Source organism: Ruegeria meonggei (genome assembly GCF_900172215.1).
Taxonomy (GTDB): Bacteria; Pseudomonadota; Alphaproteobacteria; order Rhodobacterales; family Rhodobacteraceae; genus Ruegeria; species Ruegeria meonggei.
Genome location: NZ_FWFP01000015.1, coordinates 39036 through 60977, shown reverse-complemented (window position 1 = coordinate 60977; position 21942 = coordinate 39036). Strand labels below are relative to the sequence as shown.

Annotated in this window: 21 protein-coding genes; 6 read left to right on the top strand and 15 right to left on the bottom strand. The window is 59.5% G+C overall.

The features are described from left to right. Nucleotides 1-42 precede the first annotated feature (42 nt). The gene (locus RUM8411_RS20335) at nucleotides 43-1227 is read left to right on the top strand and encodes a benzoate/H(+) symporter BenE family transporter (RefSeq protein ID WP_234995307.1); all 1185 of its coding nucleotides are present in this window, start codon (nucleotides 43-45) and stop codon (nucleotides 1225-1227) included. A gap of 104 nt (nucleotides 1228-1331) precedes the next feature. Here RUM8411_RS20335 and RUM8411_RS20330 read toward each other — a convergent pair whose 3' ends face one another. Further along, complete coding sequence (locus RUM8411_RS20330; protein ID WP_085824560.1) at nucleotides 1332-2114, bottom strand: crotonase/enoyl-CoA hydratase family protein; 783 nt, start codon at nucleotides 2112-2114, stop codon at nucleotides 1332-1334. 64 nt (nucleotides 2115-2178) lie between these two features. After that, nucleotides 2179-3249 (bottom strand): SMP-30/gluconolactonase/LRE family protein, encoded by a 1071-nt coding sequence (locus RUM8411_RS20325; protein WP_085824559.1) that lies wholly within the window; start codon nucleotides 3247-3249, stop codon nucleotides 2179-2181. Nucleotides 3250-3341: 92 nt separating this feature from the next. Here RUM8411_RS20325 and RUM8411_RS20320 point away from each other — a divergent pair, with 92 nt between their 5' ends. Next, nucleotides 3342-4457 (top strand): pyridoxal phosphate-dependent aminotransferase, encoded by a 1116-nt coding sequence (locus tag RUM8411_RS20320; protein ID WP_085824628.1) that lies wholly within the window; start codon nucleotides 3342-3344, stop codon nucleotides 4455-4457. A 100-nt stretch (nucleotides 4458-4557) separates the two neighbouring features. Here the strand turns inward: RUM8411_RS20320 and RUM8411_RS20315 are convergent, their stop codons facing one another. From RUM8411_RS20315 to RUM8411_RS20290, 6 genes are all read right to left on the bottom strand, one after another. Beyond that, nucleotides 4558-5766, bottom strand: a complete 1209-nt coding sequence (locus RUM8411_RS20315) for a pyridoxal-phosphate-dependent aminotransferase family protein (RefSeq protein WP_085824558.1) — start codon at nucleotides 5764-5766, stop codon at nucleotides 4558-4560. A 51-nt stretch (nucleotides 5767-5817) separates the two neighbouring features. Beyond that, a complete protein-coding gene (locus tag RUM8411_RS20310; protein ID WP_085824557.1) occupies nucleotides 5818-6453 on the bottom strand; it encodes a bifunctional 4-hydroxy-2-oxoglutarate aldolase/2-dehydro-3-deoxy-phosphogluconate aldolase in 636 nt (211 codons plus the stop codon). Between the two features lie 3 nt (nucleotides 6454-6456). Further along, the gene (gene edd, locus RUM8411_RS20305) at nucleotides 6457-8262 is read right to left on the bottom strand and encodes a phosphogluconate dehydratase (protein WP_085824556.1); all 1806 of its coding nucleotides are present in this window, start codon (nucleotides 8260-8262) and stop codon (nucleotides 6457-6459) included. A 2-nt stretch (nucleotides 8263-8264) separates the two neighbouring features. After that, a complete protein-coding gene (gene zwf / locus RUM8411_RS20300) occupies nucleotides 8265-9710 on the bottom strand; it encodes a glucose-6-phosphate dehydrogenase (RefSeq protein WP_085824555.1) in 1446 nt (481 codons plus the stop codon). A gap of 115 nt (nucleotides 9711-9825) precedes the next feature. Next, nucleotides 9826-12069 (bottom strand): phosphoenolpyruvate--protein phosphotransferase, encoded by a 2244-nt coding sequence (gene ptsP, locus RUM8411_RS20295; protein WP_085824554.1) that lies wholly within the window; start codon nucleotides 12067-12069, stop codon nucleotides 9826-9828. A gap of 46 nt (nucleotides 12070-12115) precedes the next feature. Beyond that, complete coding sequence (locus tag RUM8411_RS20290) at nucleotides 12116-13354, bottom strand: aspartate kinase (protein ID WP_085824553.1); 1239 nt, start codon at nucleotides 13352-13354, stop codon at nucleotides 12116-12118. 164 nt (nucleotides 13355-13518) lie between these two features. Here RUM8411_RS20290 and RUM8411_RS20285 point away from each other — a divergent pair, with 164 nt between their 5' ends. Further along, entirely contained in the window at nucleotides 13519-13875 is a 357-nt protein-coding gene (locus RUM8411_RS20285; RefSeq protein WP_085824552.1) for a hypothetical protein, read from the top strand. Here RUM8411_RS20285 and RUM8411_RS20280 read toward each other — a convergent pair. The 5 genes from RUM8411_RS20280 to RUM8411_RS20260 form a co-directional block, all read right to left on the bottom strand. Continuing rightward, on the bottom strand, nucleotides 13869-14507 hold the full coding sequence (locus tag RUM8411_RS20280; protein WP_085824551.1) for an SDR family NAD(P)-dependent oxidoreductase: 639 nt from the start codon (nucleotides 14505-14507) through the stop codon (nucleotides 13869-13871). The genes RUM8411_RS20285 and RUM8411_RS20280 overlap by 7 nt on opposite strands. 3 nt (nucleotides 14508-14510) lie before the next feature. Continuing rightward, on the bottom strand, nucleotides 14511-14966 hold the full coding sequence (locus tag RUM8411_RS20275) for a DUF1178 family protein (protein WP_085824550.1): 456 nt from the start codon (nucleotides 14964-14966) through the stop codon (nucleotides 14511-14513). Nucleotides 14967-15037: 71 nt separating this feature from the next. Next, complete coding sequence (locus RUM8411_RS20270) at nucleotides 15038-15502, bottom strand: NUDIX hydrolase (protein ID WP_085824549.1); 465 nt, start codon at nucleotides 15500-15502, stop codon at nucleotides 15038-15040. Nucleotides 15503-15626: 124 nt separating this feature from the next. Next, nucleotides 15627-16370, bottom strand: a complete 744-nt coding sequence (locus tag RUM8411_RS20265) for an EcsC family protein (protein WP_085824548.1) — start codon at nucleotides 16368-16370, stop codon at nucleotides 15627-15629. Nucleotides 16371-16423: 53 nt separating this feature from the next. Continuing rightward, on the bottom strand, nucleotides 16424-16918 hold the full coding sequence (locus RUM8411_RS20260) for a GNAT family N-acetyltransferase (protein ID WP_085824547.1): 495 nt from the start codon (nucleotides 16916-16918) through the stop codon (nucleotides 16424-16426). Nucleotides 16919-16989: 71 nt separating this feature from the next. Here RUM8411_RS20260 and RUM8411_RS20255 point away from each other — a divergent pair, with 71 nt between their 5' ends. Next, entirely contained in the window at nucleotides 16990-17595 is a 606-nt protein-coding gene (locus RUM8411_RS20255) for a flavin reductase family protein (protein WP_085824546.1), read from the top strand. Nucleotides 17596-17729: 134 nt separating this feature from the next. Here RUM8411_RS20255 and RUM8411_RS20250 read toward each other — a convergent pair whose 3' ends face one another. Next, the gene (locus RUM8411_RS20250) at nucleotides 17730-19364 is read right to left on the bottom strand and encodes a SulP family inorganic anion transporter (protein WP_085824545.1); all 1635 of its coding nucleotides are present in this window, start codon (nucleotides 19362-19364) and stop codon (nucleotides 17730-17732) included. A 165-nt stretch (nucleotides 19365-19529) separates the two neighbouring features. Here RUM8411_RS20250 and RUM8411_RS20245 point away from each other — a divergent pair, with 165 nt between their 5' ends. After that, nucleotides 19530-20090, top strand: coding sequence for an invasion associated locus B family protein (locus tag RUM8411_RS20245; RefSeq protein WP_085824544.1), 561 nt, complete (start codon nucleotides 19530-19532; stop codon nucleotides 20088-20090). A gap of 72 nt (nucleotides 20091-20162) precedes the next feature. After that, complete coding sequence (locus RUM8411_RS20240; RefSeq protein ID WP_085824543.1) at nucleotides 20163-21035, top strand: S-methyl-5'-thioadenosine phosphorylase; 873 nt, start codon at nucleotides 20163-20165, stop codon at nucleotides 21033-21035. Between the two features lie 11 nt (nucleotides 21036-21046). On the opposite strand, the gene RUM8411_RS20235 is transcribed toward RUM8411_RS20240, so the two are convergent. Beyond that, the gene (locus RUM8411_RS20235; RefSeq protein ID WP_085824627.1) at nucleotides 21047-21913 is read right to left on the bottom strand and encodes an alpha/beta hydrolase; all 867 of its coding nucleotides are present in this window, start codon (nucleotides 21911-21913) and stop codon (nucleotides 21047-21049) included. Nucleotides 21914-21942 lie beyond the last annotated feature (29 nt).

Genomic DNA, 21942 nt, shown 5'->3' with positions numbered 1-21942 from the left:
TTTCTATTGTCGGCAGGGCCTTGCGGTTGCTAGCACTTGCGGGTGGCAATCCCCGAGGACGCAATGGCGCAAAGCTTTCCCCCGATGCAAACCGTATCAACCGGACTGGTGGTCGCGGTTGTGGGCTTTTTCAGCTCTTTCCCGATTGTCTTGCAGGGGTTGCACGCAATGGGCGCGTCGCCTGCACAGGCGGCCTCGGGGTTGATGAGCGCGGCGATTGCCATGGGGCTGGCGGCGATCGCGCTGAGCCTGTGGTACAGGCTGCCGATCAGTGTGGCATGGTCCACGCCGGGTGTGGCGCTGTTGGCAGTCTCTGCGGCACCTGCCGGTGGGTTTTCCGAGGCGGTTGGTGCGTTTTTGTGCGCAGGCGCGCTGACGGTTCTGGCCGGGGCCTGGCGCCCCTTGGGACGGTTGGCGGCGGCGATCCCGACGTCACTAGCGCAGGCGATGCTGGGCGGGGTGCTCTTGCCGCTGTGCATCGTGCCGTTCAAGGCCGCCGTGGACCTACCTTGGCAGGCGCTTCCGGTGATCCTGACATGGTTCATTGCCGGGCGGATCAATCGACTGATCGCGGTGCCTGCAGCGGTTCTGGCCGCAGCGATTGTTGTGATATTGAATGCCGGTGACAACACGGTTCTGCCCGACAGGCTGATGGCCGCACCGGTCTGGATCACCCCCGAGTTCTCGCTGGCCTCGGTGATCGGCATCGGCATCCCGTTGTTCATCGTGACCATGGCCACCCAGAACATCCCGGGCATCGCGGTGATGCGGAGCTTTGGGTTTTCGCCCGATGCAGGACGGCTGTTCTCCTGGGTTGGTGGCGCCAGTATCCTGTCTGCGCCGCTTGGCGCGCCAGCCACCTGTCTGGCCGCAATTACCGCCGCGATGTGTTCAAACGAGGACAGTCACCCAGACCCGGATCAGCGCTATTGGTCCGCCATCATGGGCGGCCTATTCTATTGCCTGTTCGGAGTTTTTGCCGTGGCCATCACCGGGTTTGCCGCCCATGCGGACCCGTTGCTGATGGGAACGCTGGCCGGGGTTGCTCTGATCGGCGTGCTGGCAAACGCCACATCGGCTGCGTTGGAAAACCAGACTGAGCGAGAAGCTGCGATCCTGACCTTTGCCATCACTGCATCCGGCATCACGGTCTTTGGGTTGGGCGCGGCGGTCTGGGGGCTGCTGGCCGGGGGGATCGCCTATCTGGTGACCAATCGTAAGAACTGAAGCCTGCGACAAGGCAGAACAGCAAACATTAGCGCCTGCCGGATCACGGGCCCAAAAGCCACGAGGGCCATGGTCCGCGATCAACGCGTGCAGTTTTGCGTTGGTCATTTGAATTCAGGTTTGCGGCCCTGCATCTGTGCGGTGACGACTTCGATCTGATCCGGCTTGCCGATCAGTTCAAGCTGTTCGGCGGATTCGGCTAGCAGAACTTCGGCGCGGGGCTGGGTCTCGGCCACTTCGATCAGCCGTTTGGCGGTGCGGATGGCAGAGGGGCTTTGTGCCGCAATGTTTTCAGCGATGGCCAGTGCTTCGGTTAGCGGGTCGTCGGACAGTTTCGTCACCAGACCCCAATCAGCCGCTTGCTGGGCGCCAATCGGTTGCGCCGTATAGGTCAACAGCCGCACAACGTCAGAGCGCACCAGCCTGGGCAACAAAACCATCCCGCCCATATCGGGGATAATACCCCACTTCATTTCCATCACGGCCAGCTTGCTTTCAGGATGGGCGATGCGGATATCCGCACCCAGTGCAATTTGCAGACCACCGCCAAATGCCACGCCCTGAATGGCGCAGATCACCGGCACCGGAACACGCCGCCAGACCAGCGCAAGTTCTTGCATTTCATTGGCATCTTCATGGCTGCGACCCATCAGCCATTCCGTGGCGTCCATTTGCGCCATTTTGGCAAAGCTGGCCATATCAAGCCCGGCGCAGAAGCTTTTCCCCTCGCCCGACAAAACCACGGCGCGCGCATCCGAGGCCGCGACCTCTTGCCCGGCGGACAGGATCGCCTTGACCATCGCGTCGTCCAGCGCGTTCATCTTGTCGCCGCGCGTCAGTGTGACATGGGCAATGTGGTCTTTATATTCGACGGATACGCGTGACATGCGAACCTCCTCATCCAAATTTCGTGAACCATGCCCGGAAGGGTGGCCAAGTTCCACCTCAACGTTAGGGCAAATCCGCTGTTTTCATGCGCCCAAACCAGGGCGAATCCAGTGTCATCACGTAAAACTGGTCTCCAATGACCTTACCTCCGGTGGTAACAGCGAGGCGTCCGTCCGGATCCTGCAGCGTGCGCAGAATAGTGCCGTCCCCATCGAACTGAACCATCATGCCGCGGTGGATCGGGGCGGGTCGTACCATCGGACCCAGCCGCCAGATGACTTTACGCAAAAATGGATACGGCATCAGGGCTTCGGTCGGAACCCGCGGGCTGGCAAACGCCATCCAGTAGGTGCCATCCCCCTGCGCCTCGATATTGTCGGGATAGCCGGGCAGGTTTTCCAAAAGGATTTCGCGCTGTCCGGCGTTTGGACCTGTCAGCCAGAGTTTGTGCACCCGAGCGCGGCCGGTTTCGGCAATCAACAGGTAATCCTCATCCGGCGACAGCGCGACGCCATTGGTGAAAACGAACCCTTCGGCCACTTTCTGGGTCATGCCATCCGGAGTGCGACGGGCAACATATCCGGTGTCCGATTGCTCCCAGATGGTCAGGATCGAGGTCGGTTTGGTGCCGCCCATCGTTTCCGGGTCGAACCGGTCAGAGGAATTGGAGAAATAAACCGTACCATCCTGCCCGACGTCCAGCTGATTGGCATAAACCAACGGCTCTCCATCGATCTCGGACACCAGCGTTTCCAGTGTCCCTGGCCCGGTCCATCGCATTAAACCCCGAAAGCTGTCAGCAATATACAGCGCCCCGTCCGGACCCGTCCTGAGGCCCAGCGGACGACCGCCCAATTCATCGATTTTAACCGGGCTGTCCCCGTCGATGCGATAAAGAGCGCCTGACAAAGAGGTCGTATAAACAGACCCGTCCGGGGACACGGCGATATCTTCGGGGCCTTCCTCACCTGCTGGTAGAGCAACCAGGTCAATAGCGGCCAAAGCGTCGTTCTCGGCAAAGTCACCCGTGAAACTAGGAGCGTCCGGCGGCGTCCAGGCAACCGGCTCGACCTCGACCGGCCAGAATACAAGATAAGCGAGCCCGATGATTATCAGTCCAAGTACGATGCGCATTGGCGCTCCTTTGCGTGTTTTCGCGCAGCCTGCTCGGCAATCTTGTGCAAAGCAAGGTTGCCTGCGTTGTGACCTTACGTTTATCTGCCCGCATGACTGACCCACGCTATACCCCGCTTGCCCTGTCCCTGCCCGCAACCGTGCCGTTTGTTGGCCCTGAAACGCAGGAACGCCTACGCGGTGCGCCGTTTGTGGCGCGGCTGGGCGCGAATGAGAGTGTCTTCGGCCCCTCGCCCCACGCGATTCAGGCGATGCGCGCGGCTGCCGGAGAAATCTGGATGTATGGCGACCCCGAAAACCATGACTTGCGCCGTACGCTGGCCCATCACCACGGTGTGGGGGTTGAAAACATCGTGGTCGGCGAAGGGATCGACGGTCTGTTGGGGTATCTTGTGCGGCTGTTGATCGGGCCCGGAGATGCCGTTGTGACCTCGGACGGAGCCTATCCGACCTTCAATTACCACGTCGCAGGATTTTGGGGCGCGTTACATAAGGTCCCGTATCGAAATGACCATGAAGATCCTGCGGCCTTGTTTGCCAAAGCCGCCGAGGTGGGTGCAAAGCTGGTCTATCTGGCGAACCCCGACAACCCGATGGGCAGCTGGCATTCAGGTGCGGACATCATGGCGGCAATGGAGGCCCTGCCCGCTGGGTGTTTACTGGTTCTGGATGAAGCCTATGTAGAATGCGCACCCGAAGGGACCGCTGCACTGGTGGCCGCTGACGACCCGCGCATCATCCGGATGAGGACCTTTTCCAAGGTTTATGGCATGGCGGGCGCGCGGGTTGGCTATGCAATCGCTGCGCCGGGGTTGATCTTGGCCTTCAACAAAGTGCGTAATCACTTTGGGATGAACCGGGCCGCACAGGCCGGGGCACTGGCGGCACAGAGGGATGCCGATTGGTTAGCCCAGATCCAGGCGCAAATTACTGAGGCAAGAGAACGGATTGGTCAGATCGCCCGAGACAATGGGTTGGAGCCTTTGCCGTCGGCCACCAATTTCGTGGCCATTGACTGCGGCAGGGATGGCGAGTTTGCCAAGGCTGTTCTGGATGCTCTGGTGGCACAGGGTATCTTTGTGCGCATGCCCTTCGCGGCGCCGCAGAACCGGTGCATTCGTGTCAGCTGTGGCACGGCATCTGATCTGCAGGCCTTTGCCGCGGCATTGCCCAAAGCGCTGGCGGGCGCGGCATCTATCTTGGCCTGAGAGGCGTTTGCCTGAGCAGGGTCAGGGGGCTGTCTGCCCCCTCTTGGCCCGATGGGCCAATTCACCCCCGAGGATACTTTTAGCCAGATGAAGTGCGGATTTAGGATTGGGTGATCGTCCTGGCCGCCAGAGCGGCAGCGGCGGCGTCCAAGGCCCCTTGTCCGCGAGGAATATCCAAAGCAGCCATTGCAGTTTCTACCCCGCCCAGCATTGCCATCACCATCTGGCCATTGACGTGGCCCATATGACCCAGACGGAAACAGCCGTCCCAGTCCTCCATCCCCAACCCGATGCCCAGTGTCAGACCCAGCTGGCTTTCGGTGAAACTGCGGAGAGGGGTGCCGCGCCCATCGGTCAGGCGCAGGGCAGTGACGGCATGGCTGCGGTGCGCGCGATCGGCCACGTTCAGATGGAGCGCGCCACCTTCTGCCCAGATCTCGCAGGCCGCCCAGATGGCAGTGGCAAGACGTTCGTGTCGGGCCCAGACGTGGTCCAACCCCTCGGCGTGGATCATGTCCAGCGCGGCGCGCAGGCCGTACAGGTGGTGCGTCGGTGCGGTTCCGTTGAAGTACTGATAAAACAGCTCGGGGTTCGTGCGCTTCTGCCAATCCCAATACTGCGAGACACGGGGCATTGCAGCCCGTTTTTCCTGTGCCTTGTCGTTAAAGAAGACAAACCCCATGCCAGCTGGTGTCATCAGTCCCTTCTGACAGGCCGAGACAGTGACGTCGACACCCCAGGCGTCCATCTCGAACCTGTCGCAGCCCAGTGAGGCGATGCAGTCAGCCATCAGCAAGGCCGGGTGACCCAGATCGTCCAGCAGCGCCCGAAGCGCCGGGATATCGTTGCGGATCGAGCTGGAGGTGTCTACGTGGACGGCCAACACGGCCTTGATCTGACGCGCTGTATCCGCGCGCAGCGCATCAGCGATGCGGTCCAATTCCCAGGCTTTGGATGATCCGAAATCGATCAATTGCGCCGTGGCCCCTATCCCTTCGGCCATTTCCGCCCACCCGTGGGTGAACCGACCCGAGGCCGGGGCCAGAACAACCTCGCCCGGGGCGATGACGTTGGAGAGCGCGGCCTCCCACGTGCCGTGGCCGTTGGCGATATAGATCGCCACATTGTGCTTGGTTCGGGCCACGCGGCACAGGTCGCGGGTCAAAGCGGGCATCATCTCAATCAGCTCGCCGTCATAGATATTGGGCGACGGGCGGTGCATTGCCTGCAGAACCGCATCAGGCATTACAGATGGGCCCGGAATGGCCAGATACTCGCGCCCCTGCGCGAGAGAAATGTGGTTTGTCATGGGGTCAACCTGTCTCAATTGACGCCCACACTAGCGCAGCCTTTGGCCGCGTCAATCCATCAGCTTGGACGCTTCACGCCCCAGGGATTCGATCCCCGCCCAATCGCCGCCCAAGACCATATTCTTAGGCGCGACCCAGCTGCCGCCTGCGCATACCACGTTGGTCAAGGACAGGTAATCACGTGCGTTCGAGGGTGAGACACCGCCAGTTGGGCAGAAGGTGATCTGCGGCAAAGGCGCGCCAATTGCTTTGAGTGCAGGCGCGCCACCTGAGGCTTCGGCGGGAAAGAATTTCAACATGTCATATCCCTGCTCCAGCAAGCGCATTGCCTCGCTGGCAGTGGCAGCGCCTGGCAACAGGGGCAGGCCTTCGGCCTCGCAGGCAGCGATCAGGGCATCGGTTGCACCGGGTGAGACGCCAAATTGCGCGCCCGCTTCTTTCGCGGCACGAACGTCTTCGGGGGTGACCAGCGTGCCAGCACCGACGACACCGCCCGGCACCGCAGCCATTGCGCGAATAGCATCCAGCGCTGCGGGCGTACGCAACGTGACTTCAAGCGCTGGCAGCCCGCCCGCGACCAGAGCCTCAGCCAGCGGGCGAGCCTGAGCGGCGTCATCAATAACGAGTACAGGCACGATCGGGGCAAGAGCACAGATTTCGCGGGTGCGTTGGGTTTTTACAGACATGGGTTAAGCTCCGAAAATGCTGGCACCGGAATCGGCCGAACCGACTGCGTTGCGAAAGACCCCGAACAGGTCGCGCCCGACGCCATGCTGGTTGGCGGACAGATCGGCGGTGACCGGTGCGCGTCCCAGTACGCCTGGGGTCAGGATTTCAAGCTCTCCATTCACCGCGTCGACCCGCAGGATGTCGCCGTCTTGCAGGTATGCGATCGGGCCCTGGTCCAACGCTTCGGGGCAAACATGGATTGCGGCGGGCACTTTGCCGGACGCTCCGGACATACGGCCATCGGTGACCAGAGCCACCTTTTGACCGCGCCCCTGAAGGATCGACAGCATGGGCGTCAGCGAATGCAATTCCGGCATGCCGTTGGCCTTGGGGCCCTGAAAGCGGACGACAACGATGACGTCCCCTGTGAATTCACCGGCCTTGAACGCGGCTTTCACGTCGTCCTGCGTGTGGAACACGCGGACCGGGGCCTCGACCACCTGATGTTCGGGGGCAACAGCCGAAACCTTCATGACGGCGGTGCCGAGGTTGCCGGTCAGGCGGGAAAGACCGCCGGTGGGTTGAAACGGGTCCTGTGCCGGGCGGACGATCTTTTCGTTGAGGCTGTGGCCTGCACCGTCCTCCCAGACCAGATCGTCGTCGATCAACTTGGGTTCCTTGGTGTAGTTGTGCAGACCCTGCCCCGCCACGGTCAGCGTATCGGGGTGCAGCAATCCGTTCTCAAGCAGCGTGCCGATCGTGTACCCTAGCCCGCCCGCGGCATGGAAGTGATTCACGTCAGCCAGACCGTTGGGATAGACCCTAGCGACCAGCGGAACCACGGCTGAAATGTCAGAGAAATCCTGCCAGTCCAGCACGATACCGCCTGCCCGCGCCATAGCGATCAGGTGAATCAGCAGGTTGGTCGATCCGCCAGTAGCCATCAACCCGACGATGCCGTTCACAAAAGCGCGTTCGTCCAGTACCTGATAGACCGGGGTATAGTGATTGCCCAAAGCGATCAGCGACAAGGCCCGACGCGCACCTTCTTCGGTCAACGCGTCGCGCAGGGGCGTGTTCGGATTGACAAAGCTGGAGCCCGGCAGATGCAGCCCCATGAACTCCATCAGCATCTGATTGGTGTTGGCAGTGCCGTAAAAGGTACAGGTTCCGGGGCCATGGTAGGCTGCCATTTCCGCCGCCATCAATGCGTCACGCCCGACTTCGCCGGCGGCAAATTGTTGGCGGATCTTGGCTTTTTCATCATTCGGCAGGCCACTAGTCATGGGACCGGCAGGCAAAAACACGGCGGGCAGATGACCAAAAGTCTGCGCGCCGATGACCAGCCCCGGGACGATCTTGTCACAGACGCCAAGGAACACCGCCGCGTCATAAGTGTTGTGGCTGAGCGCCACACCCGTCGCCAATGCAATCACGTCGCGCGAGAACAGGGACAGCTCCATCCCCGCCTCACCTTGTGTAACGCCATCGCACATCGCAGGCACGCCGCCCGCAACCTGTGCGGTGCCGCCAGCGGCGCGAACCGCATCGCGGATCAGGGTGGGATAACGCTCGAACGGCTGATGCGCCGACAACATGTCGTTATAGGCGGTCACTATGCCTAGATTTCCGGCTGTACCGGTGACCATCGACTGCTGATCTTCCCCCGCACCGGCATAGGCATGGGCCTGACCGCTGCAGGACAAATGCGCCCTGGCGGGACCTTTGGATCGGGCCTGCTCCATCCGTTCCAGATGTGGGCCGCGCAGATCGGCGCTGCGGTCGATGATCCGCTGTGTGACATCCGTGATGACTGCGTGAACCATGGTTATCCTCCGATCTGACGCCAGCGGCGTCCGTCGCGATGCATTAGCATAAGCGCTTCTTCAGGCCCCGAGCTGCCCTGATCATACCGGGCGGGGCGGTCGCCACGCTCTTCCCAACCCTTCACAATGGGGTCGACCCAAGCCCAGGCGGCCTCGGCCTCGTCACCACGCATGAACAAGGTCTGGTCGCCGCGAATGACATCCATCACGAGGCGCTCATACGCGTCTGGTGATTGAGATTCGTCACCCAATGCGTCAGCAAAGCTCATGTCCAGGGCTACGTCGGACAGGCGAAACCCACCCTGCCCCGGTTCTTTGATGGTGGTCCGCAGGGTGATGCCTTCGTCAGGCTGCAGGCGGATCACCAACACGTTGCCGTGCAATGGGCCGACATTGGGGAAAATCGTGTGGGGCGGATCACGGAAGAATACCGCGATCTCGGATTCCCGCGCCCTCAGGCGTTTGCCCGTGCGCAAGTAAAACGGCACCCCAGCCCAGCGCCAATTGCCGATATGAGCCTTGAGCGCAATGAAACTCTCGGTACGGCTGGCAGGATTTTCGACATGATCGAGATAGCCGTCGCCACTCTTGTCAGTGCGATACTGACCGCGCGCGATATCGGCCTGTGCCACGGGTTCAAGTGCTTCAATCACTTTGACCTTTTCATCCCGCACGGCGTTGGGTGAAAATTTCGACGGTGGCTCCATCGCCGTCAGGCACAGCAATTGCACCAAGTGGTTCTGAATCATGTCCCGCATCGCGCCGGATTGGTCGTAATAGGCACCCCGGCCCCCGACGCCGACGGTTTCCGCCACTGTAATCTGAACATGATCGACATGGGTCGAGTTCCACAGCGGCTCGAACAGTGAATTGGCAAAGCGCAGCGCCATCAGGTTCTGCACCGTTTCTTTGCCCAGGTAGTGGTCGATCCGGTAGATCTGGTGTTCTTCAAAACAGGCGCGCAACCCTTCGTTCAAAGCCTTGGCCGAGGCCAGATCGTGGCCAAAAGGTTTTTCCACCACGATGCGGCTGTCCGGCGTTGCCAGGTCGTGATCGTTCAGCCGTTGCGCAATGCCCGAGAACAGGTTGGGACCCACCGACAGGTAAAACGCGCGCACCACATCCGGGCGCAGAATCTTGGCCAGTTCGGCCCAACCCGCCTTGCCCAGCGCATCGACCGGGACGTATTCGACGCGGCTCAGGAACTGGTCCAGCAAGTCCTTTTTGAAGGCAGGTGCAAATTCGTTCATCGAAGCGCGGATCTGGTCTCGGAAACCGTCGCTGTCCATATCCGAGCGGGCGGTGCCGATGATCCTGGCTTCTTCGGGCATCTGACCAACTTCGAACCGATGATAAAGCCCGGGCAATATCTTGCGCTGAGCAAGATCACCGGTCGCACCAAACAGCACCAGATCGAACGGGTTAACCGGAATTACGCGTGAAACCATCGACGGGCTCCTTCAAATCTCAACCGCGCCACTCTAGCACCCTTTGGGGAACATCGGGTGCGCATGATGTTATCGCTAACATTCGTGCACTGGATAGGGAACCCGAGCCGGAAAATCAACCCTGATTTCGCAACCACTCCATAACAGCAGGCCGCACGGATTGCTCACCGCGGTGCCGCGCGTCAGCGATGATCTTGCGCAGCGATTGCAGATCGGCACGCAAAAGCACGCTTTTGACTGGCCCAATCGAGGCCGGTCGCATCGACAAAGACCGGATGCCCATTGCGGCCAGGCATAACGCCTCAACCGGTCTTCCGGCATCTTCACCACAAAAGCTGAGTGGTGTGTTCGAGATGTTGCAGCGTTCGACAATCCGTTCAATGAACGTAAGGAAACTGACATTCAGCGTATCATAACGCCGGCGCACCAGTTCGTTTTCGCGGTCGGCGGCAAAGAAGAACTGTTTCAGGTCATTGCCACCGATCGAGATGAAATCGACCTCGTCAAAGAACTTTTGCGGTGCAAAGGCCAACGAAGGCGTTTCCAGCATGGCGCCGACCTCAATCGTTTCGGGCAGCACGTGGCCCAAACGCTTTTCACGCTCGATGGTTTTGTTCACCTCCCAACGGGCCTCGCGGTATTCCTCTGCCTGCGCCACGAAGGGGAACATCAACGTCAGTGGGCGGCCATTGGCAGCCCGCATCAGCGCCTGCAACTGCATCCGCATCACACCGCGCTTGTCCAAACCAACACGGATCGCACGCCAACCCAAAGCTGGATTGGGTTCAGCCACATGTTTCATATAGGGCAGAACTTTGTCTGACCCGATATCCAGAGTGCGAAACACCACGCGCTTGCCTTCGGCTGCATCCATAACACGCTGATATTGCGTTACAAGTTCAGACCGTTTCGGCATTTTACTACGGATTAGAAATTGCAGCTCGGTCCGGAACAAGCCCACACCTTCGGCACCCGAGTTGTTCAACGAAGGCAGGTCCGCCATCAGACCCGCATTCATCACCAGATCAATCCGCTCACCATCTCGCGTGACGGTCGGGGTTTCCCGGATCGAGGCATAGCGCTCCTGCGCCTTGGCCTGCATGGCGATCTTGTCGCGGAATGCACTTACGACCTGATCTTCGGGGCGCAGATGAACAAGCCCCTGATCACCGTCGACAAGAATATGATCGCCGTTCAGTGCTTCGGTTGTGATCCGCCCCACATGCACGACCAATGGGATAGCCAGCGCCCGGGCCACAATGGTTGCGTGACTGCCAACCGAGCCCTCTTCGAGTACGATCCCTTTCAACGACCGGCCATATTCCAACAGATCGCCGGGGCCGATATTGCGCGCAACAAGGATGGGATCAGGGGGCAGATCCGCCCCGTTGGTGTTGCCCTGTCCGGTTAGAATACGCAGCAGCCGGTTGCTGAGGTCATCCAGATCAGCCAGACGTTCACGCAAATACGGGTCGGTCACCTGCCCCATCCGTGCGCGGGCCTGCGATTGTTCTTTCTCAACCGCCGCTTCAGCGCTCAGACCAAGGGCAATGTCCTCTTCCATCCGGCGCATCCAGCCCTTGGAATTGGCAAACATCCGATAGGCTTCCAAAACCTGTAGCTGTTCTTTGTCACCGCCCTGCGAAATCTCAAGCATCTTGTCGACGCCAACGCGCAATTCCTCGACGGCTTCGGCCAAACGCTCGCGTTCACGGTGCGGGTCATCGGCAATCGGGTTGGTGACGACAACGCGCGGCTCGTGCAGCCAGACGTGACCTTCAGCCGACCCTTCCTGCGCGGGCCCGCCTGTCAGCTGAACAGATTGCTGGTGTCTGGGCGACAGGGCTGCGCCCTCACCCACGAAAGCGCCAAGTTCGGCCATTTCAGCCAGAACCATCGCAACCACTTCCAACGCATAGACTTCGTCCGCGGAAAACTCGCGTGCATCACGGGACTGGACGACCAGAACGCCCAGCTTTTCGCCCAGCCGCTGAACCGGAACACCCAGAAAGGACGAGAACCGTTCTTCACCCGTCTCAGGCATATACCGAAAGCCTTTGGCCGAAGGGGCATCAGCCGTGTTGACAACCTCACCTGATTTGGCGACCCGACCCACCAGCCCTTCGCCCATGCGCATACGGGTCTTGTGGACCGCTTCGGGTGACAAGCCTTCGGTTGCGCAAAGCTCCAGGGTTTCTTCGTCGCGGAAAAGATAGACCGAGCACACCTCGGCACGGATGCTATCGGCAATCAGATGCGTGATCCGGTCAAGACGTTCCTGACCGGCAGCCTCGCTCGCCATCTCTTCTCGCAGCCGCCCCAGCAGCTTGCGGGATTCTGTTTCGGTACCGTCCGCCATGGCCCACCTAAATTAGTGCGTCAGGCAAGACCTTTGGCTGAAATGCTCAGGCCGCCTTGTCCAGTTCAAACGCATCATGCAGTGCCTGAACCGCAAGTTCCATGTATTTCCGATCAACAAGAACGGAAATTTTTATCTCAGAGGTTGTAATGACCTTGATGTTGATCCCCTCATCCGAGAGTACCTTGAACATTTTCGCCGCTACACCGGATTGCGAGCGCATTCCGATGCCTACAACCGAGACCTTGCAGACATCTTCGTCAGCAACCAGTTCGGCATAGTTCAGCTCACCCTTTTCCTTGATCGCCAGCAGCGCCTGTTCGGCGCGCGCCACCTGATCGGTGGGGCAGGAAAAGGTCATATCTGTGCGCCCTTCGTCCGAGATGTTCTGGACGATCATGTCGACATTGACGCCCTCATCGCTGAGTGCCGAGAAAATCGTCGTGGCGATACCGGGGCGGTCAGCCACGGAAACCACGGTCATCTTCGCTTCGTCGCGGGAATAGGCCACACCGGCCACAACATTGGATTCCATGATATCCTCCTCGTCGCAGACCAGTGTACCGGCCTCATCGGATTGCTCTTCAAAACTTGAGAGTACGCGCAGCTTCACCTTGTAGCGCATTGCCAGCTCGACCGAGCGGGTTTGCAGCACCTTGGCCCCAAGCGAGGCCAGTTCGAGCATTTCCTCGAACGAGATCTTGTCCAGTTTTCGCGCCTTTTCGCAGATGCGCGGATCGGTGGTATAGACGCCATCCACATCCGTATAGATGTCGCAGCGTTCGGCACCGAATGCGGCCGCAAAGGCCACGGCTGTCGTGTCCGATCCACCTCGGCCCAGCGTAGTGATGCGACCCTCGGGGCTGAGACCCTGAAACCCGGCGACCACAGCGACTTTCATACCTTCGCCAAACTTCTGGGTCAGATTCTCGGTGGGGATTTCCTCGATCCGGGCCTGGCTATGGGCGCTTGTGGTCAGCAGCGGCACTTGCCAGCCCTGCCAACTGCGCGCCGGAACGTCCATTTCCTGCAGGGTCAGCGCCATCAGACCAGCCGTAATATTCTCACCCGAGGACACAACCGCATCATACTCTCGGGCATCGAACAACGGCGAAGTTTCGTTGACCCAGCCCACCAGTTCGTTGGTCTTGCCGGACATGGCTGAAACGATGACGATCACATCATAGCCTTTGGCCACTTCGACGCCGATGCGCTTGGCAGCGCGGCGGATGCGGTCAAGATTGGCAACCGAAGTGCCACCGAATTTCATAACGAGTACGGGCATGGGGGTGGGGTCTCCGCGCCTTGGAATTCAGATCCCGTGCGTCTTATGCGAGGGGGGGCGCAAGAGCAAGGGTTCAAAACCGCCACCGCCGCGGCATTGGGCTGCTTTACAACGGTTGGCGAGGGTGTCAGCCTACACCCATCGAATTTTCCATGAGGTTTTCCATGCTCCGCCTGGCCATCGCAATCGCCCTGCTGTCTTCACCCGCGCTTGCGCAAACATCCACACTGGCCGGAACCGACGGCACCAACTCGTTGGGCACGGTGCCCTGTGCCGCCAATGCCGGGGATCCGCTGCAAAGCTGTAATGCCGAGCTGCGCCATCACGACGACGGCACGACCACATTGGCCGTCGCATTGGGCGGCGGTGAGGTGCGCAGCATCTATTTCAACGATGGCATCCCAAGTTCGAGCAGCTCTCCGGCCAAAATCACCTATGAGACACGCGGCGACCTTACGGTGATTTTCATCGATCCGGGCGAGGTCTATGAAATCCCCACGGCGGCCCTGATCCGTCAATAAGCGTGGGGCTGTCCGTCCCAGGTCTCAAAACAGCCCGTATTGCCCAATGACAGGGCATCAAACCGATCAAGCAGGCCCACTGCGGCCTGCTCGACGCTGATCTCAGCCGCGTGCCCGCCCATATCTGTCTGCACCCAACCGGGGTGATAGATTCCGACGGCTATGCCGTCGCCCTGCAGGTCTGTCGCCAAGTTTCGCCCAAGGTTCAGCACTGCGGCCTTGGAGGCGCGGTAGATGTAACTGCCTCCCGGAGCCCGGGTATGAGACGCCATTTGCGAGGACAAGATCGCAACCCTGCCCTGCGAAGCACGCAGGTTGGGCAGCAATGCCTGAATGGTCAGGAACACGCCGGTTACATTGGTCGCAAAGCTCTGCGCCCACATCTGGGCGGGATAGCCATCGATGCCTTGGCCTTTGTCCAGATACACACCGGCGTTGCAGATCAGCAGGTCGATCGGTTGGTCCTTTAGCGCTACGGCCATATCCGCCTGTTGCGCCGGGTCCGTCACATCCAAAACCACCTGTGCGCTATCATCGCGCGCCGTGCCGATGACTGCATCGCCCCGATCCCTGCAGCGATCAGCCAGGGTTTTCCCAATCCCACGATTGGCCCCGGTGATCAAAACATGCATGGCTCAGTTCGTTTTTCTGTTGGGAATAAACGGCAAAGGCGCAACCGGTACACCATCATCGATCAGCGCTTTGGCATCTTCGAGCTTGGCCTCGCCATAAATGGCGCGTTCGGGGGCGTCGCCCAGATAGATTTTTCGCGCCTCGGCAGCGAAGTCCTTGCCCACATAGTCTGAATTCTCTTCGACCTTGCGTCTCAATTCGGCCAGGACCTTTTCAACCCCGGCTGGCGGCATTGCGACATTGATTGTGTTCGCCGCAGGCAACGGCACCGTTGTTCGGGCATCGGCCTTGCGGGCAGGACGTACTCGGGGCGTCATGATCGCTTTTTCGACACACGCATCGCCACATACGGCGCATGTCACCATGCCCGCATTTGCCAGTTTGTCGTAAGCGGCGGCCGATTGAAACCAACTGTCAAATGTATGGCCGTTGCTGCATTTCAATGCGTACTGAATCATGTTCCGTCCAAATGTCGGTAACCAAATAGATACCGAGAGCGATGGCAATATCAAGCCCTTACGGCGGCCATTTAATGAGGTAATAGCCCAACCTTACGTAACAATAAAGCGAGATCACCGGAATTGACGCGCCCCGCCGCCCTTTCAGGTGTGAACCATTTCCTTTGGCGCTGCGCACGTTCCGGGAACCGCGATACCGTCGATTGAACAAACAGCGGATAAACGTCCACCAAACATTGCACAGACCCTTTTTTCGAACGGTGTTTGTAGTAGGAAAAACACCCCACACTTAGCTGCCGGCACTCGCCCAGAACCCCGGCTTCCTCCCAGGCTTCCTGGCGTGCGGTCTCGGACGGTGTCAGCCCGTCTATCAGCCACCCTTTGGGAATAATCCAACGTCCGGACTTGCGCGTGGTGATCAATAAAACTTCGGGCTGACCTTGTTTCACACGGTAACACAAAGCAGCTGATTGCTGCAGCACCGGAAGCTGCCCGGCTTTACGCGATATGCGGGGCGAAAGCCTTGCGTTGAACACGCGGTGCCGCCTTTCATACGAGAGTCATGCCTGTTTCAAGACCCGCATATCTTGTTTGTTTTTCGCGGGTCTTCTGGCCAAAACTACCACATAAAGCGTTTTTCACCAAGTCCTTGCACAAAGCCTACATACGTGTCGTCAGTCTGCGCACCAGATCGTCATGGGGGATATCGGCGTCAATGGCCAGGCGTCTGAGGCCAAAATGCACACGCGCTACCTGCTGGTAATACCGCGTATAAACATAGTTCGTACCGCCACCGGCGATCGCCCCCAGCACCGGAACGGACTGAGCCGCAAGTTTCTGGCCCAGCACCACGGACAAGCGCGGGGCCACGGCGGCGATTACGCGTTGCATGGCCGGTCCTGTCAGTGTCAGGCGCACTGAAAAGAACCCAAGATCGGCCCCGTCATCATTCGCCATTGGTCCCGCAGCAGACAAAACCTGAATGCAATCGAATTTCACGCCGTCCTCGGAAGGATCAAAACCTTCCCGAGCCGCCGCCCCCTGGATCGAGCGCAAGAGCATTGCGGTTGTGGCAGGCAATTCCATCAGGGCGGTGGACATGCCGCCCAGCCCTCCAGCCGCACCCATGGCGGTGGTCAAAGCCGTGTTGACCCATGGCTGTTGGTCGGGAACAGCGCGGCGCGATCCTTCGGCAGCGTGCATTGCAAACCATAAGGCCTGCTCGGTCGCGCCCGTCAAACCCTGCCTGACCGGGTCAGGCAGTTGATCCAATAGCGTTTCTGCAGACCCGCCCAAACTGTTCAACAGTTTGACACCCGGGCCTCCGGCAGACCTGTAATACTTGGCCAGCCGGTCAAGTTCAGCCTCTGCATCCAGTTTTTCGACAAGAACCACGTCCTGCATAAAAATCCTCCTGTCTGTAAGACATCGGGATTAAATGTGGCGGTTTCAATAGATCAGCGGCTCCAGCGGCGCACCAATCCCCGAACGCCGTCCCAAACACCGGGGGCCAGTTCCAGGCCCAGAACCCGGTCCGGATTGGTGGGGGGTGGCATTTCGATGCCTTGCAGAAGGGAAAAGCCAAACCGGGAATAGTACGGTGCATCACCCACCAGCATAACCCGATCCCAGCCTTTCACCCGTCCCGTCTCAATGCCTTCATAGATCAGAACGCCGCCCAGCCCTTCACCCTGATGAGTGGGGTGTACAGCGACCGGCCCCAGCAACAATGCATCATGGTCCCCCACATGCACCGGCCAGAACCGGATCGCACCGGCCAGAATCCCCTGTCCGTCGCGCGCAACAAGCGACAGGCCTGCAACTGGAGGAACATCATCACGCAGACGATAAGACGACAGCGCCTCGCGCCCTGGCGCAAAGCACAGATCGTATAATGCTTCGACCTCCCACCAATCATCCGGCTCTTCCGGCCTGATCCCGAACTGCTGCACCCTGCCCTCTTTTCCTTACTGGCAATCGCCCTAGCACTTCGGTAGGCCTTGGGCAAACGCTTGGAGATCAGATGTTCTATCGCCCCGAAGACGGCCACGGCCTGCCGCATAATCCATTCAATGCCATTATCACACCGCGCCCGATTGGCTGGATCTCCACCCGCGGCGCAGATGGGATCAACAATCTTGCGCCCTATTCATTTTTTAACGGGGTGGCCTATACGCCGCCGCAGGTGATGTTTGCGTCAACCGGAACCAAGCAGGATCAGGACGGCGGCAAAGATAGCCTCGCCAATATCGCTGCAACCGGTGTGTTCTGCGTCAATGTCGTGGCCCACGCACACAAAGACGCGATGAACGCCAGCTCAGCTAACTTGCCAAAACATGTGGATGAGTTCGGTCATGCCGGCCTGACACCGGTGAACTGTGAAACCATCCCCTGCGCCAGGGTCGAAGGTGCCCCGGCCAGCCTGGAATGCAAGCTCACTCAAATCGTGACCCTGCCGGGTGAGGCCAATCGGGTTGTGTTTGGTGAAGTCACCGGCGTGCATCTTCGCGATGATTGCCTGCGCGATGGAATATTCGATGTGACCACGTTTCAACCTTTGGCGCGGCTAGGATATCGGGACTATTCGGTCGTTACCGATCTGTTCTCACTGAATCGCCCTGACGACTGAACGACCAAAGGGGGCGCTGCCCCCGCCGCCCTGCGGGCGAATCCCCCGGGATATTTTTCGCCAGATGAAGCTGGGATCCTTTATTCATCTGGCCCCAAATATCCCGGAGCGCGAGGCAGAGCCTCGCAAAAAAATCAGTGGCCGCCCAGAATGCCAGTGCGCACCGAATAATCCACGGCAATTTCATAATCCGGGTCATCGTCGCTATCGACCATCAGGTGTCCGGCCTTGTTCAGCAGCTTGTGGCAATCACGGCTCAGGTGGCGCAGCATGACGCGCTTGCCTGCTGTCTCATATTTGGCAGCGATGTTTTCGATAGCTTGCAGCGCCGATTGATCAACAACGCGGCTTTCGGCAAAATCCACGATCACGGTTTCCGGGTCATTCGGGACATCGAACAGTTCGATAAACCCGTCCGAGGATCCAAAGAACAGCGGGCCATTGATCTCATATACTTTCGCGCCCTTTTCCGTCTCGGACTCGCGGGTGATCGCGTGGATACGTTTGGCATTGTTCCACGCATAGGCCAGCGCCGAGACTATGACGCCTACAACCACAGCTACGGCGAGGTCCTCCATCACGGTAACAACCGTCACCAGGACGATGACGAATGCATCCATCAGTGGCACCTTGCGCATGATGTTGAATGAATTCCAGGCGAAGGTCCCGATCACCACCATGAACATCACCCCAACCAGAGCGGCCAGCGGGATCTGCTCAATCAGGGGTGAAGCAAACAGGATGAACACCAGCAGGAACAGAGCCGCCGCGATCGCCGCGATACGGGTGCGGCCGCCGGATTTCACGTTGATCATCGACTGACCGATCATCGCACAGCCGCCCATTCCGCCAAAGAAACCGGTGGCTACGTTCGACACGCCCTGCGCGATACACTCTTGCGAAGCGCCTCCGCGCTTACCGGTGATCTCACCAACAAGGTTCAGCGTCAGCAGGGATTCGATCAGGCCGATGGCGGCCAGAATAACTGCGTAGGGCAGAATAATCTCAAAAGTCTCCCAGTTCAGCGGCACCATGGGAACGTGAAAGGCTGGCAATCCGCCCTCGATCGAAGCCAGATCGCCTACACGGGGCACGTCCAGTCCAAAGCCAATCACGAGCGCGGCCACAACGGCGATCCCGGCCAGCGGCGCGGGAACAACGCGTGTAATGCGCGGCATCACCCAGATCACGGCCATTGTCAGCGCAACAAGGCCCAGCATCAGATACATCGGCATGCCTGTCAGCCACTCGCCTCCGCTCATGCCATGGCCGGTATTTTCCATGGAACCAGGTACTTTGAATTGACCCATTTGGGCCAGAAAGATCACGATGGCCAGACCGTTCACAAAGCCCAGCATCACCGGATGCGGCACCAAGCGGATAAACCGACCCCAGTGCATCGCACCAGCAATCACCTGCAGAATGCCCATCAAAACCACAGTCGCAAACAGGTATTCGACGCCGTGTTCTGCCACCAGCGCCACCATCACCACTGCCAAAGCACCGGTTGCGCCCGAGATCATGCCCGGCCGGCCACCGATCAGCGCCGTGATCAAGCCCACCATGAATGCCGCGTACAAACCGACCAGCGGGTGAACACCGGCAACAAAAGCAAAGGCAACCGCTTCGGGCACCAAAGCCAGTGCCACGGTCAGGCCAGACAGCAGCTCGATCCGAAGACGCGAGACAGTCAACCCTTCATCCGGCATCCAACGGAGATCGGGTTTGGCTATGCGATTGGCAAAGCTTGCCAGCGTGGCTCGGGGCATGAGGCATCCTGTGGATTGATATGATCGCGCGAAAGGGGTCTTCTACCTGTCATCCCGCCCGTAAGCCACCGCACCAGCCGGGAGGCTGATATGCGCATGGCGCATACCTGTTGCCTCGCAACTTCGTGAATTGAAGACGAGCAGCCGGATGGGCACCTTTGCATCATGCGATGGTTACTCTTTCTTCTGATGGCCCCGATATCCGCATTTGCGCAGGATTTACAGGGCAATGACACCGCCGGAAACTGGCGAGTGACGCACTACGAGGCCTTCGGCATCTGGAACTCGATCTGTGATGAGCGCCCGGAAAAAGGCGCGTTGCGACAGCGCTGCTATATTCGCCGCGCCGAGGTTTTCTCCTACCGTCCAAAGTTCGCCGCACAGTTTGTCTTTATCACGCCTGATCCGCAGGGGTATGAAATCGAGTTCGGAATGGAGCCCGGCACGCTATTCTCGCCCTCAGGGTTTCGCGTTGACGGAGCGGATGGCGTTCACTGGCGCACACGGAGCCCCGGATGCCTGACAGGGCTGAGCTGCACATTCAACGGCACCCGCGCGCAAGAGATTGTGGATGCGATGTTGACGGGTCAGAGCTTTCGCTTTGTTTTTCGGGATCGCCACGGTCAGGCACAGGATCTGACGTGGTCGTTGCAGGGCTTCGATGCAGCCTGGGACGATTTTCACTTACAGTCAGGCGCGCGCAATCTGTTGTCGCGATCACGCTAGTCTTTGCCCCTTGTCAAACACGCGATGGCGTCGCAGAACTTCGTGACCACGCATTTCATTCGGAGAATACAAGTGACCCAGACCAGGATTGCCGTCATCGGCGGATCAGGCATTTACGACATTGACGGCCTGGAACATTCCGAATGGGTCACTGTTGAGACACCGTGGGGCGATCCCTCGGATCAGATCCTGACCGGGTCGCTGAACGGGGTGGACATGGCATTCCTGCCCCGCCACGGGCGCGGTCACGTACATTCGCCGACCGAGGTGCCCTATCGCGCCAATATTGACGCGCTGAAGCGGCTGGGTGTGACGGATGTAATCTCGGTTTCGGCTTGCGGGTCGTTCCGCGAACATATGGCGCCGGGAGATTTCGTAATCGTTGATCAGTTCATCGACCGAACCTTTGCACGGGACAAGAGCTTTTTCGGCACCGGCTGCGTCGCCCATGTCAGCGTCGCCCACCCAACCTGCCCGCGCCTGTCTGACGCGTGTGAAACCGCGGGCATGGCCGCAGGCATCACCATCCATCGCGGCGGGACCTATCTGGCGATGGAGGGGCCGCAGTTTTCGACCTTGGCCGAGTCAAAGATGTACCGTGAACACTGGGGCTGCGACGTGATCGGCATGACGAACATGCCCGAAGCCAAGCTCGCCCGCGAGGCCGAGCTGTGCTATGCCTCGATCGCGATGGTCACGGATTATGACAGCTGGCATCCTGATCACGGAGAGGTCGACGTTACCGCCATCATCGCCACCCTGACCGGCAATGCCGAAAAAGGCCGTGCTCTGGTAAAGAGCCTACCAACACTGCTGGGCGCAGATCGCGCGCCCTGCCCGCATGGCTGCGACCGCGCATTGGAGTTTGCAATTCTGACCGCACCAGAAAAACGCGACCCAGCCCTGCTGGCCAAGCTGGATGCCATTGCAGGCCGTATTATCTGACTTTGCCTGCCTCAGGTCTGAGGCAGTGATTTTTGCACCTCATCCCACAACCCGTGTGTCCACAGATCATTGTGGCCGGCGTCTGGCAGAACAAACAGCTGCGCCCTGTCGCCCGACATCGCCGCCAAGGCCTGACCATGGTGCGCCGGAACAGTTTCATCCTCGGTCCCGTGAAAGATCAGGGTCGGGACAGAGAGGTTCTGCATCAGGTCTCGCGTTGCGAACTGATCTTTCATCAGGGCATGAACTGGCAGCCAGGGATACCTTTCCGCCGCCACGTCCACCGTCGCGGTAAACGGAGCCTCAAGCACCAGCAACTGCGCATTGGGGCGCTGTTCAGCCACAGCGGCGGCGATAGCCGTGCCCAGGCTTTGGCCGTGCAGGACTATGTTTGCTCCAGCGCTATCCAACCGGTCGTACATCTGAACACCGTCGGTAATCAGAGCCAGTTCGGACGGCTCTCCCTCGCTGCCCGGATAACCGCGATAGCTTGGCGCAAGCAAGCCGTACCCGCTGTTCAGAATTTCCCGCAGGCGATCCGCCCGGTCACCCAGATTGCCACCCTGGCCGTGAAAGAACAAAACTGTTGGCGCGCCCTCAAACGCAGGCGGCGCAGACCATGCCGTCAAAACCGCGCCATCGGCCATGGTCAGCGAAATTGCGTCTACATCCGCCAGCCCGACCGCTTTGGGCGCAGGCAATTCTCCTTCGGGCTTGTAAAGCAGAGATTGTTGATTGACATACATGTATCCCACAGCACCCGCGTAAAGCGTGCAACCGATCAGGATCAGCAGGATCATCGCCCCTTTCACAAGGACGAATTTTGACTGGATGGCTTCAGAAAACGCGCCCGTACTGCGATGGTGTATCTGCGTCATCATCCTCTCCCGGTTCTTGGTCTCAGTTC

Coding starts and splice junctions, on each gene's coding strand:
- RUM8411_RS20330 (WP_085824560.1), bottom strand. CDS start 2,114: ATGTCACGCGTATCCGTCGAATATAAAGACCACATTGCCCATGTCACA.
- RUM8411_RS20325 (WP_085824559.1), bottom strand. CDS start 3,249: ATGCGCATCGTACTTGGACTGATAATCATCGGGCTCGCTTATCTTGTA.
- RUM8411_RS20320 (WP_085824628.1), top strand. CDS start 3,342: ATGACTGACCCACGCTATACCCCGCTTGCCCTGTCCCTGCCCGCAACC.
- RUM8411_RS20315 (WP_085824558.1), bottom strand. CDS start 5,766: ATGACAAACCACATTTCTCTCGCGCAGGGGCGCGAGTATCTGGCCATT.
- RUM8411_RS20310 (WP_085824557.1), bottom strand. CDS start 6,453: ATGTCTGTAAAAACCCAACGCACCCGCGAAATCTGTGCTCTTGCCCCG.
- edd (WP_085824556.1), bottom strand. CDS start 8,262: ATGGTTCACGCAGTCATCACGGATGTCACACAGCGGATCATCGACCGC.
- zwf (WP_085824555.1), bottom strand. CDS start 9,710: ATGGTTTCACGCGTAATTCCGGTTAACCCGTTCGATCTGGTGCTGTTT.
- ptsP (WP_085824554.1), bottom strand. CDS start 12,069: ATGGCGGACGGTACCGAAACAGAATCCCGCAAGCTGCTGGGGCGGCTG.
- RUM8411_RS20290 (WP_085824553.1), bottom strand. CDS start 13,354: ATGCCCGTACTCGTTATGAAATTCGGTGGCACTTCGGTTGCCAATCTT.
- RUM8411_RS20285 (WP_085824552.1), top strand. CDS start 13,519: ATGCTCCGCCTGGCCATCGCAATCGCCCTGCTGTCTTCACCCGCGCTT.
- RUM8411_RS20280 (WP_085824551.1), bottom strand. CDS start 14,507: ATGCATGTTTTGATCACCGGGGCCAATCGTGGGATTGGGAAAACCCTG.
- RUM8411_RS20275 (WP_085824550.1), bottom strand. CDS start 14,966: ATGATTCAGTACGCATTGAAATGCAGCAACGGCCATACATTTGACAGT.
- RUM8411_RS20265 (WP_085824548.1), bottom strand. CDS start 16,370: ATGCAGGACGTGGTTCTTGTCGAAAAACTGGATGCAGAGGCTGAACTT.
- RUM8411_RS20255 (WP_085824546.1), top strand. CDS start 16,990: ATGTTCTATCGCCCCGAAGACGGCCACGGCCTGCCGCATAATCCATTC.
- RUM8411_RS20250 (WP_085824545.1), bottom strand. CDS start 19,364: ATGCCCCGAGCCACGCTGGCAAGCTTTGCCAATCGCATAGCCAAACCC.
- RUM8411_RS20245 (WP_085824544.1), top strand. CDS start 19,530: ATGCGATGGTTACTCTTTCTTCTGATGGCCCCGATATCCGCATTTGCG.
- RUM8411_RS20235 (WP_085824627.1), bottom strand. CDS start 21,913: ATGACGCAGATACACCATCGCAGTACGGGCGCGTTTTCTGAAGCCATC.